This window comes from Laspinema olomoucense D3b, assembly GCF_025370785.1.
Taxonomy (GTDB): domain Bacteria; phylum Cyanobacteriota; class Cyanobacteriia; order Cyanobacteriales; family Laspinemataceae; genus Laspinema; species Laspinema olomoucense.
In genome coordinates this window covers 98,942-110,868 of sequence record NZ_JAMXFA010000007.1, presented here as the reverse complement: position 1 = coordinate 110,868, position 11,927 = coordinate 98,942, and the positions used below count along the sequence as shown (strand labels likewise).

Here is an 11,927-nt window from a genome sequence, read left to right as displayed (position 1 = left end):
CTCTGTTTGATGGTGATAATTCTGCTGTTGACCCCTGGAAATGCTCTAGCGGGACCCCTGGCGGACCGTTTGCAAGCCTTTCCTCATTGGCAGAGTAAACCTGCTGTCTCTGTGGCAGAGGGAGATTTGATGTACCCGGAGTGGATTAAAGGGACTTGGGATGTGACGAGTACCCTAATTGAACAGATTGCCCCCCTCGCGCCAAGTCTTGTCACACCCGGATTTGAAAAAAATCAAGCCTATTTGAATCAGCCGGTACAATTTCAGGTGCGATTTGTGGCGGGGTCGGGACTGAATCCGGGGGGATGGCGGGGAATCCCGATTGGGGTTACTCAGAATCCGGGGGTGGTTGCCGATCGCGCTTTTAATGGGTTAAAGATTGCCCAAGCTTATTTAGGCACTCCGGCGGTGGAATCAGTGAAAGTTGATCCAGGGGATCCGAACCGGCAGATTACGGTTTTAAAGGGCGATCGGCAACTGGTATCCCTAGTAACGGGCAGAGGCAGCGAAATTCCGGCACCGGATCAGTTTATCGCCACAGAAATCACCCAGCAAATTTTTCGCCGCCAACCGCAGATTTATCTCAATGAAGTGGAAACGACTACCCACTATCAACGGTTGAAGGATGACCCGGATAAAATTACCGCTAATCAAATCACGGCGATTTATTTATCACCCCAAGACCCCGATTACTTTGCTGCCGGAGGCAAGGCGATCGCCCTTTATCGCTATCAATTAGAATTATCCCCGGTTGCTACAGCGAAACGATAGAAAACCCGCACCCTAAAGGGTGGGGCTATACGAACGAAGCCCGCCTACGCGGGCTAAGAGGATAATACTCAATTCGGTAACTATGGGTCTGCAAAACCCGCATCCCTTTAAGGGTATCGGTTTTAGCGACGCCAATCGAGTAAAGTAAGATTAACCCTCAATATTAACGCCTAAAATTGTCTCGATCGCATTATTGGTTACTGCTGCCTTACCTGCGTCCCCACTGGAAAACCATCATCCGGGCGCTGATTTGTACATTGATTTTTACCATCTTTTGGCCTCTGCAAGCCTGGTTAGCGGGCCGGATTGCTAATTTTATCGGGGCTGGGGATGTGGTGGCGATCGCCCGATTTGCGGGGATTGGTGCGCTGATTTTCCTAGGTCAAGGAATCGTTCAATATGGTCAAGATTCCCTCATGGCTTCCGCCGCCCTCTCCATCGCTCTCGACCTCCGCAAATCCATTTATAGCCACCTCCATAAGCTCAATCTCGGCTTTTTTGAAACCGCCAAAACCGGCGACCTTTCCTATCGCCTCACGGAAGATATTGACCGAATTGGAGAAGTAGTCAATAAATTTTTCCATCAATTTGTCCCCTGCGTTTTGCAACTGCTGGTGGTGGTGGTATATATGATTTATTTGAATTGGCAACTCACCTTTGCCACTCTGTTAATCGCCCCTTTTATGGCTATTATTGTCAGTTGGTTTGGTAACAAATTATTAAAAGTTTCCCGGCGTAGTCAAAACCAAATTTCTAATTTATCAGCATTAATTTCTGAAGTTTTTAGTGGAATTCGCTTAGTTCAAGCTTTTGCGGCTGAAGACTATGAAATTGAGCGATTTTCTAAAGAAGCCGAACATAATCGCCGGATGAAATATCGGGCGGAAAAATTAAAGGCGATTCAATTTCCAGTGGTGGGATTTTTAGAAGCCTTAAGTGTGTTATTGCTATTTTTCCTAGGAGGATGGCAAATTTCCCAAGGCAATCTCACGGGAGGGGAATTTGTCAGTTATGTAGCGGCAGTGGCATTGGTGATTAATCCCATTGCCTTGACGACGAATAATTATAATGAATTTAAACAGGCAGAGGCATCGGTAGACCGAATTTTTGAATTGTTTGCGGTGAAAGCAACGGTAGTGGAAAAACCCGGTGCAGTCGCCTTACCTGCGGTAACGGGAAAGGTGGAATATCGCAATGTTTCCTTTGCCTACGCCACTCAACCAATTCTCAACCCCAAAAACCAAGAAGAAGTGCCGGTATTGCGGGGGTTAAGTTTACTGGCATCACCGGGAGAGGCGATCGCTCTCGTGGGTGCTTCTGGTGCTGGTAAAACCACGTTAGTCAATCTTTTGCCTCGGTTTTATGATGTGAAATCGGGACAAATTCTGATTGATGGAATTGACATTCGGGAGGTTACCCTTTCCAGTTTACGCCGTCAAATTGGTATTGTTCCCCAGGAAACGATTTTATTTACAGGAACGATTGCTCAAAATATTGCTTTTGGACAACTGGATTATCGCTTAGACGAGATTGAAGCAGCGGCAAAAATTGCTAATGCGGATGAGTTTATTCAAAAACTGCCTGATGGATATCAGAGTTGGGTAGGAGAGAGAGGGGTTAATTTATCCGGGGGTCAACGCCAACGAATTGCGATCGCCCGCGCGGTACTTCTGAATCCCCGAATCCTCATCTTAGATGAAGCAACCTCAGCCTTAGATTCAGAATCGGAAGCGTTAGTCCAAGAAGCATTAGAACGGTTAATGCAAAATCGCACAGTTTTTATTATCGCTCACCGTCTGGGCACGGTGCGTCGCGCCGATCGCATTTTAGTCATGGAAAAGGGACAAATTATCGAATCCGGAAACCATCAGGAACTGTTGGAACGAGAGGGACAATATGCGAAATTTTACGCCCAACAATTTGAGAGGGGATAAGGGTATTCCTACAAATAAATCATCCAAATCTGATAATTAAGCACCCCACAAGACTCAATTAGCCCGCGCAGGCGGGCTTCGTCCTTATAGCCCCACCCTTTAGGGTGAGGGTTTTTTGGATATTTTATTTTATGGAGTTCCCTAACTCAAAACCCCCGAAGATTTAAAACCTTCGGGGGTTGTTCCGTTCAAAGACTTTGAACATATTCTAATAAATCCGCCATATCTTGAGGATTGGGTTGAAATTGCGGCATAGGCGGCGTTTTCCCCCCCGTTACCTGATTAATAATACCGACGGGGGATTTCCGTTGAGAAACCCCGGTGAGGCTGGGTCCCACCTGCCGTCCATTCTGGATACCATGACAACCGGCACAGTTCATTTGGAAGATGGCATGACCCCGCAGGGAGTCTCCATCAAGGGTTAGGACGGTTTTCACATAAGGATCCGAAACTTGTAATTGTAGGGCGAGAATCATCCCAAGGGCGATACCCACCAGAATAAATCCAATGACTGCGCTTCGCGCACCAACGGCGATCGCCCCACTTGTGAGGGGACAAGGTTCTACTGCTTTAGGTTTGGCGAGATCGTTAGTCAAGGGTAAGGGGGTTTTCAGGTGATGTACAAATATTGTATTATTTTCTAACATATCTTAAAACTTCGGATCAGAATGGGCCTGGATTGGCAATTTCTGGGGAGCCCTGGGCGACTGGCACAGAAGGCATGATCAGGAACTCTGCGGGTCGCGAAACTTGGACAGGCCATTTTGATGCAGACTATCTGTAGATGAGAGAATTGCAAGAAACCTTTACATATTAAAATATAACCCTAGTTGCAAAGGAGATTCATAGACGTGGTTGAACCGTTACTGTCTGGCATCGTGTTGGGTTTGGTTGTGGTGACTCTAGCTGGTTTGTTTGTCGCCGCTTACCAGCAGTACAAGCGCGGGAGCGATTTGGGTTTGTAAACCCATCGCCAATTCCTGACTAAAACAACAGCGATCGCCGCTTTCGGGTCCTGAACCCGCCAGAGGCGATCGCTGTTTTAATTGAATGACTCATCGGATAACCCGATGAATGTGACGGTAGTATTGCTGTAGCGCCGTTCCCGAAGGATTTCCAGGGTGGGAATGGGTTCGATGGCGAGGCGATCGCTGCGATGTTCTACCGCAATTTCCCCATCAGGGGCCAGGAGCTCATACTGGGCGATCGCCGCCAACACAGGTTGATAGAGACTGCTGGCATAAGGCGGATCGAAATACATCCGGTCAAATTGCCGACCCTGCAAAGATTTCAACCGCGCCATCACATCCCCGCGCAGAATTTCCACCCTTTGATCTGCCTGCTTCACCCGTTGCAAATTTTCCCGAATAATCGCCAGTGCCCGAGGGGACTGTTCCATCGCCACCACTTCTACAGCACCTCGACATAACGCCTCTGCACTCATCGTAGCCGCACCGGCACATAAATCCAACCAGCGACAGCCAGCAATACTCCCTTGCCAAACATTAAACACCGCTTCGCGCACCCGTGCCGCAGTTGGTCGAGTTTGCTCACCGGGTAAAGTTTTCAGTAACCGATTACCATAAATTCTAAGGCTCATAATAATTAGAATAGTCGATTCAGGCGCAACCCGAATATCTGGAGGAAAAAGAATGGTAAGAATTTCACAAAACCTGACCGGAGAAACCCTGACAATCACCCCGGAATTAGGCGATGCAGAGGGGACCCCCTCCCTTATTTTACCCAATATCCGTTGGCAAACCTACGAAGCACTCTTATTGGACTTAAAAGATACTGGTAGGGTGAGGGTTACCTATGACCAAGGAACGTTAGAAATTATGGCTCCATCAGAAGAACACGAAGGGTATAGTCTCTCGATTCACAATTTTATTGTGATTTTAGCCGATGAACTCGCCCTCAATTTAAGGCAGTTAGGCTCTACCACCTTGAAAAAAGAAGATATTCAGCGAGGATTAGAACCGGATCAATGCTACTACATTCAGAATGAGCCTCGGGTGAGAAATAAACTCAAAATTGACCTAAGTTTAAACCCGCCTCCAGATTTAATCGTTGAAGTGGATATTACCAGTGGGTCTCTAAATAAATTTCCAATTTATCAATCCTTGAAAATTCCCGAAATTTGGCGCTACCGGCGCAGAGGGTTGGAAATATTTGAGTTGCAGGGTGAGGAATACCTACAGCGAGATTTCAGCCCCACCTTCTCACCGATTGCCGTTACGACTGCGATTCCAGAATTTATTCAGAAAAGCCCCAACATGGGAGAAATGGCAGCATTGCGAGCTTTTAGAACATGGGTAAAAGAGCAATTGCAAAATCAGGAATAAAGGAGGAAAGATGGTCAGAACTCAAGTTGAACTACCCAAAGAGAAAATAGAGGCATTTTGTCAACGGTGGAAAATCACTGAATTTGCCTTATTTGGTTCAGTCTTACGGGAGGATTTTCGACCGGATAGCGATATTGATGTCTTGGTGACCTTTGCACCGGATGCTCATTGGAGTTTACTGGATTCTGTCCGCATGGAGCAAGAATTAGAAACCATTTTTGGCCGAGAAGTGGACTGTGTGGATAAGGAGGCGATCGCCCAAAGTCCAAATTGGATTCGACGCAAAGAAATTTTAGGAACAGCGGAGGTTTTTTATGTTGCAGGATAATGCATCTCTCTTAGATATCGCTAGATTTTAGGTATTAATCCTGGCATCTACCGAAGAAATAACTTATCGTTTGCTCATTTTTTTAGGGATCATTAACATTTTAAAACGCTGTAGGTATCCTACTTAGCGGACTAACGAGAAGAAAACAGATAATAGATTTTTCATACATATCCCTGTAATTTTGTCAAGTGAAGAACATGAAGTTTGTATCTCTTATGATCTCGTAGGCACTTTCAAATTTTATAAATCCGCTTAAAAATGAGCGAACCACAAAGTATGAAACCTATTATTTTTTTAAGAAGCAATCAAAGCTCCTCTGTCATCTCTCCATTGAGAAATTTGCCATTGGCTTCCATTCTTATAAAAAGAGATAAAAGCTTCTGCTTTAGGGCCATAATCAATATTCCACAACTTACCGGAAGGTTTCATTTGGTTCAAACTCCATAAAGAATTATTTTGGTAAAGCAAAGCAGCAAAGGCTTCATGGACCGATCTATGATTTGTATCTGGATTCAAACTCGGAAAAGCCATTTGGAAAAATTCATCAGCAGTTCCAGCTTTTGTATCATCTCCGAATGCACTCCCCTTAAATGCCCAAGACCAATCTGAGTATTCTGAAAAATTAATGTTTTTGGTTTTATACCATCCAGGTATTTGAGTGGCTGGATCTAAGGCAATAATTTTGTTGACTCCTTGGGGAATACTTTTAGAAATTTCCCAGGAAACATAAGTTCCCAGGCTATGACCCACAAGATTAATGTTTTTATTAGAAATTCCAAAATCTGTTAAAAGATTTTTGGCAGCTTGAGCAACTGGCTGGATCCATTCTGTGGATTTTTGAAGAGCCCGATTGACTTCATCTCCGAAGGATACATTATTTGCAGCACTTCCCCAATCAAGAGTTAGAACTTGAGCATTCGGTTGATTACTTTTAATAGCTTTCGCTAAATTCTCCATATGACTGGCACTATTAGCATTTCCATGAATCACCAGCCATGTAGGTTTGTCGGTAATAGGCTGACCATCAATAGATTGAATGTGAATAGGCCTTCTTTCTCCATTTTTATTGGCTTGTATAGTCCAGCGCCCGTCGGAAGGTTGCCAGTTTACATCAATATAAGCCCTGCCTCCTTTTTCAATCAATCCTGCATAAACTGTATGCCACCCACTTTCTTTCGCTGTGAAATTATAAGTTTTATCTGCGGGCCGACCTTGTCCATGATCAAACACTTCCCATTGAGGAGTTATCCAGGAATAATTATTACGATTAGATTGAGGTTGAGCCATGAGGAATAAAGAATCATCCCCATTGGCCTTAAATGTATAACTTTTCCCCGCTTCAAAATGGGCAAAAGTACCAACTAAAGCAACAAAGTTATCTTTTTGATTGCCCAAATAGACCGAATTGAATTTATCAGCAGAATCAAAACCCCAATCCAGATTGATGCCAGTGGAATTTGAATTGACTGTCGTTGAACCGACAAACCGATTCCACCCTTGAAAATTATTCAAGTCATAAGTCCACAAAGACCAGCGTTTACTTCGCTCTACGGGAATGGTAAAGTCTCCTAATTGAAGAGTACCCCAGTCTTCATTGCTTTTTAATTGACCGAGCGCTTCGTCAGATAAGTGTATTCCACGAACCAAGTCGGAAAAAATTGCGCCCTCATCGCCCGGTGCATCAACGGAATTAATTTGAGCATCTATATAATGGCCCACCTCTTCCAGGATAACGCTGGCGATATTTTCTGGAGTCGTGGCGTGTTGAACTATAAATTCTTGAGAAAGATAGATCGTATTGGTTACCAGGTCAAAAGCGCCTTGTGCACCTGCTAGTTCATCAAGGGACACAATATGAATTGTGGGGGCTGTTTGCCCGCCGATTAAATCTTCAACAAAAGATTTTGCCAAATCAAAATTGGCGTCTTGCCCAAAAGCTGTAGTTATTTTTGTTGCAAAATCTGGATCTATTAAAAATTTTTGCAAATAACTCACCGCTATTTGCCAACTCGCTGTTACAGCGGAGTTCAAACCAGTTAATCCTGGAACGTTATTAAATCCATTGTTCAAAGCAAGATTACTAGAATCAGAATTAAAAGCCCGGGTTGTTAAAAAACCCCCGAGTAGGTCTGGGAATTCAGGAAAATCTGGAACGTCCGGAATTCCTGGGTCTGGATCATCTGTCGGAAGTTGTGGTTGAGGTGGAGTCACTTCAGGTAAGCTAACAGGAGGCGCAACTAGCGGACGCCCTTCTCGAACCCCCAAATTAATTAGGTGGTCAAATAATTGAGCGCCACTATTTAAACCAGCAGCAATCAAGTCTGGATTCGCGCTCGCATAAAAGTTTAAATCGATATTGGGAGAGAAACGACGCTTTTCATTAATTCCAAAATTAATAATATGGTCAATTAATTGTCTATTGGTGTTGAGGCCAGCCATAGATAAGTCTGGATTGACTGATTGATAATAATTTAATTCAATTAGAGGAGAAAAGCTCCGATTCTCATCAATCCCACTTTGAATAAAGTGATTAAACAATTGCTCTTGATTGACTAATCCAGCGGATCCCAAGTCTGGATAAAGAGCTGAATAGTAGTCAGAATCAAAAATTTGTGATAGGTCCACCATAACAATATTTCCCCTAAAGAGCGTTTGTGTAATTTGGAAAATTCTAATATATGAACGAAATTATAATCCCTTCTATTTTATAAAATTTGAGGCTAAAGAAAGTTTTGCATTCTATTAAAGTCAGTTTTAAAATCTGGAGTGTCTGGTCTTTTTGTTGATTTATCCTGTATGCCCATCCTAAATGCTTTGTAAAAAACTATCGAGTAAGATGCAAAGCTGACGGCAGAGCTACGATTACCGCACTAACCAGGTTGGAAACCTGGATTCGTGAGATAACTAATTTAGGAGAGTTCTATCTCTACATAGTAGAGAATTAAACCGATATTTGTCCAGTCTTAAAACGTAGAAATTAGGCCACATTTTGATTAAAATAATTAAGCGGAAATAGCTTAAAAAGTATAAAATAAGACCCAAAGGTTGAAAAAGGGTTAAAAAAGTAGTACAATCCTCCCAGAATTAATCAATGAGTTCCCTATGGATGTTCAACAAGTTCTGCAATGGGCGGATGAGTTAGTCTTCGAGAGAACCGGAAAACACTTAACCAATTTGCAACAAGCGGTATTATTGGGGGTGTGGGATCACCAAAAGTACAGGGAAATTGCACAGAATTATCGCTGTACTGAAGCTAATGTCAAAAAAGCTTCTGGGGCTTTATTACAACTGATATCCCAAGAACTAGGCAAACAAGTGACGAAATCCAACCTTCGCGCCACAATGGAACGGTATCATATCTCTAATGTTTCAAGTGTGGGTAATTTCGTACAGAGTAATTTGGTGGGCGGTAACATCAACCTTTGTGGGGAAAGTTGGCATTCTGCGGAAACGACCCCCCAGCGATCGCCCTCCCAGACTAGCACAGACAAACACTACGATATAACCGATGCCCCTGAACGAGATCACTTCTATGATCGCACTGATGAACTAACCACCCTCAAGCAATGGATAGTAGAGGAAAATATTCGCCTTGTTAACCTTATAGGATTATCGGGAATTGGCAAAACTGCGCTGGCAGTGGAACTTCTGGAACAAATTAAAGACCGCTTCGATATCGTCATTTGGCGCAGTCATAATCAATTTCTCCAGCAAATATCCTTAGAAAATAATTTACTTGAGGTTTTATCTCAATATCAAGAACCTAAATTAACCTCTATCCTTGAATATTTACGTTCCTATCGCTGCCTGATCATCCTTGATGATCTCCAAGAAATTTTTACCCGGGGAGAATTAGCAGGAAAATATCTACCAGCTTACCAAAATTATGGTAAATTCCTCAAGAAAATAGCTGCATTGTCCCACAACAGTTGCTTCGTCCTAATCAGTTCAGAGAAACCCCTAGGTATGGCAACATTAGAAGCAGAAAGCCTTTACTGTAGAACCTTAAATCTGACTGGCTTGGGAGACTCGGCAGGGGAAATTTTTAAAACCAGAGGATTAACCGATGAAGAGAAATGGTTGGAACTCATTACTCTTTACGATGGAAACCCATACTGGTTAAATATAATTTCTACGACCATACTGGACTTGTTTAACGGCAGCGTCACTCAATTTTTATCTTGCCCAATGCCATTCTTAGGAGATTTAAAAACGATCTTGAGCGAAACCTATCTGCGCTTGTCAGAGTTAGAAAAATCAGTGATGTTTTGTTTGGCTAGGGTGCAATCCTTAGATGTTACCAACAAACCCACTGATTTTACTGGATCTCATGCAGATTTTTTAGAGGCTTTGCAGTCCTTATGCAGACGTTTTTTAGTTAACAAAAATTTGGGGAATGGAGGATCAACCTTTAATCTTCCACCCGTAATTAAAGAGTATATGAAATCACAAATTCTTAAAAAAGAATAGCTGGCCCACTTACTCTGATTTAGCGCCCTACTTTCCGCTACAGCAGGCTTCCTACCGATCGCGATAGGCTTGCCTTAAATAAAATCCGATGGTTAGAAATAGCATAATTAAAGCTCCTAACAGATAAACTACGGATAATCGAGGGGATTTTTCTAAGGACACTCGAATTATCCCCCATTCAATCCCGAGTAGGATTCCCATCACTTCAACTTTCATCCAGAGCAACACTCTACGGGCTATTTTATACTGATTTTGTAAGTTTTCAGAGGTGATGGGGACGGGATAATTAAAGGTATTGGGAAAAAAATTAGTCAGGGTCATGGCTAGATAACTGATGATGCCGATGCCGGGAATCAACCAGAATGTGAGTTTAGGTCCCCATAAGTCGGGTTCCCCTGTGATGCCAAAGTGCAGGGGAACAGAAGCAGGAAGGCTGTGCCAATAGTAGAAACCGATCGCCAGACTGGCAACCACACCCAGCAAGGCGGTAATTTCTAGGATGATTTCTAGGGGGGAGTAGGCGATCGCCTCGATAACGGGTTGTTTTTGAGGACCTCTCATTGGCGTTTTCTCCAGGAGTTAAAAATTTTAAAATTTAACGTTTGATTATCAGGTTATCCGTAAATATTGGCACTTTTTTCAGTAAATCCTTTAAAATTTATAGAAATACTCGTTCAGGAACTCGACCGATGAAACTTCCTCATTTTGGGACCCCCCGCTTGTTGCAAAAATTACAGTGGGTGATGAATCCGGTTGGATATATGGAAAGCCATGCTCGACGTTATCCTGACCTATTTCAGGCGGAGGTTGTTGGGTTTGGGAATAGCCTTGTCTTTGTTTCTCATCCCCAAGCTATTCAATATATTTTAACCCATGAAAACAAGCAATTGAGCGTCCCTGGGAAGGTGAATGGAATTGTGGAACCTTTGGTGGGAGAGTATTCGGTTATTATGTTAGAAGGCGATCGCCACCGTCGTCAGCGCCAATTATTGATGCCTCCGTTTCATGGCGATCGCATGAAGTCTTATGGCGAAATGATTCGCGAAATTGCTGTAGCAGTCCTGAGCCAAGTGCCAACCTCACAGCCTTTTATTGCTCGTTCAGTGATGGCGCAAATTTCATCACAAGTGATGCTACAAACCGTTTTTGGATTAGATTTAAACGGAGAAAATTATCATAAACTAAAAAAGCTAATGACGTTAATGTTAGAGGTTTTTAACACTCCGGCTGCTTCCAGTCTCTTGTTTTTCAAGCAATTACAAGTAGACTTAGGCCGATGGAGTCCTTGGGGATATTTTCTCAGAATGCGAGAAAAAATTGATAAATTACTCTATGCAGAAATTTCTAATCGCCGTCAACAGGACCTGAGCGATCGCTCTGATATTCTCTCCCTGTTAATCTCAGCGCGGGATGCCGAAGGTGAAGCGATGACCGATAAAGAACTACGGGACGAATTGCTGACCTTACTGTTTGCTGGGTACGAAACCACTGCCAGTGCCATGTCTTGGGCCCTATATTGGGTTCATGCTATTCCAGAAGTAGAAAACCGTCTGCGGGAAGAAATGGCTACTCTGGGAGATAATCCCGCACCGATGGATATTTTTGGTCTCCCTTATTTGACCGCAGTCTGTAATGAAGTGCTCCGACTTTATCCGGTGGGTATGTTAACCTTTCCCCGGCGAGTCGAAGAACCGATAGACTTATTAGGATACTCACTGGAAGTGGGAACGGATTTAGTCGGTTGTATTTATCTACTCCATCATCGGGAAGATTTATATCCCGATTCCTATCAATTTAAGCCAGAACGGTTTTTAGAACGGCAATTTTCTCCCTACGAATTTATGCCTTTTGGTGGAGGTAAACGCCGCTGCATTGGAGCAGTATTAGCAGCTTATGAAATGAAGTTAGTGTTAGCCACCATTTTATCAGGCTATGATTTAAAATTGGAAGAAAAGAGTCCCGTAAAACCCCAGCGCCGGGGTGTTACTTTATCACCGGCAGGAGGAATTAAAATGGTCAAGGTTGGCGATCGCACTAAAGTCGAGAGACTTCTGGTCAACTCAGTCCGCTAAAACCCCG

11 protein-coding genes are annotated in these 11,927 nt (G+C 43.4%); 7 read left to right on the top strand and 4 right to left on the bottom strand.

Annotated elements, in window-relative coordinates; genetic code table 11:
* Nucleotides 1-9: 9 nt before the first annotated feature.
* Entirely contained in the window at nt 10-771 is a 762-nt protein-coding gene (locus tag NG792_RS07065; protein ID WP_261234943.1) for a DUF6816 family protein, read from the top strand.
* Nucleotides 772-947: 176 nt separating this feature from the next.
* Nucleotides 948-2,705, top strand: coding sequence for an ABC transporter ATP-binding protein (locus NG792_RS07060; RefSeq protein ID WP_261234942.1), 1,758 nt, complete (start codon nt 948-950; stop codon nt 2,703-2,705).
* Nucleotides 2,706-2,893: 188 nt separating this feature from the next.
* On the opposite strand, the gene NG792_RS07055 is transcribed toward NG792_RS07060, so the two are convergent.
* Nucleotides 2,894-3,301, bottom strand: coding sequence for a c-type cytochrome (locus NG792_RS07055; RefSeq protein ID WP_263012725.1), 408 nt, complete (start codon nt 3,299-3,301; stop codon nt 2,894-2,896).
* A 255-nt stretch (nt 3,302-3,556) separates the two neighbouring features.
* On the opposite strand from NG792_RS07055, the gene petG reads away from it, so the two are divergent.
* Complete coding sequence (gene petG / locus NG792_RS07050) at nt 3,557-3,670, top strand: cytochrome b6-f complex subunit V (protein WP_261196625.1); 114 nt, start codon at nt 3,557-3,559, stop codon at nt 3,668-3,670.
* A 77-nt stretch (nt 3,671-3,747) separates the two neighbouring features.
* Here petG and rsmD read toward each other — a convergent pair whose 3' ends face one another.
* A complete protein-coding gene (gene rsmD / locus NG792_RS07045; protein ID WP_261196623.1) occupies nt 3,748-4,305 on the bottom strand; it encodes a 16S rRNA (guanine(966)-N(2))-methyltransferase RsmD in 558 nt (185 codons plus the stop codon).
* Nucleotides 4,306-4,357: 52 nt separating this feature from the next.
* Between rsmD and NG792_RS07040 the strand changes: the two genes are divergently transcribed.
* Complete coding sequence (locus tag NG792_RS07040) at nt 4,358-5,050, top strand: Uma2 family endonuclease (protein WP_261234941.1); 693 nt, start codon at nt 4,358-4,360, stop codon at nt 5,048-5,050.
* Between the two features lie 10 nt (nt 5,051-5,060).
* Entirely contained in the window at nt 5,061-5,378 is a 318-nt protein-coding gene (locus NG792_RS07035) for a nucleotidyltransferase family protein (RefSeq protein WP_261234940.1), read from the top strand.
* A 294-nt stretch (nt 5,379-5,672) separates the two neighbouring features.
* Here the strand turns inward: NG792_RS07035 and NG792_RS07030 are convergent, their stop codons facing one another.
* Complete coding sequence (locus tag NG792_RS07030) at nt 5,673-8,006, bottom strand: PGAP1-like alpha/beta domain-containing protein (protein ID WP_261234939.1); 2,334 nt, start codon at nt 8,004-8,006, stop codon at nt 5,673-5,675.
* A gap of 474 nt (nt 8,007-8,480) precedes the next feature.
* Here NG792_RS07030 and NG792_RS07025 point away from each other — a divergent pair, with 474 nt between their 5' ends.
* Nucleotides 8,481-9,848, top strand: a complete 1,368-nt coding sequence (locus tag NG792_RS07025; RefSeq protein WP_261234938.1) for a helix-turn-helix domain-containing protein — start codon at nt 8,481-8,483, stop codon at nt 9,846-9,848.
* A 51-nt stretch (nt 9,849-9,899) separates the two neighbouring features.
* On the opposite strand, the gene NG792_RS07020 is transcribed toward NG792_RS07025, so the two are convergent.
* Nucleotides 9,900-10,409, bottom strand: coding sequence for a DUF1648 domain-containing protein (locus NG792_RS07020; RefSeq protein WP_261234937.1), 510 nt, complete (start codon nt 10,407-10,409; stop codon nt 9,900-9,902).
* 128 nt (nt 10,410-10,537) lie between these two features.
* Here NG792_RS07020 and NG792_RS07015 point away from each other — a divergent pair, with 128 nt between their 5' ends.
* Nucleotides 10,538-11,920 (top strand): cytochrome P450, encoded by a 1,383-nt coding sequence (locus NG792_RS07015; protein ID WP_261234936.1) that lies wholly within the window; start codon nt 10,538-10,540, stop codon nt 11,918-11,920.
* The last annotated feature ends 7 nt before the right edge of the window (nt 11,921-11,927 follow it).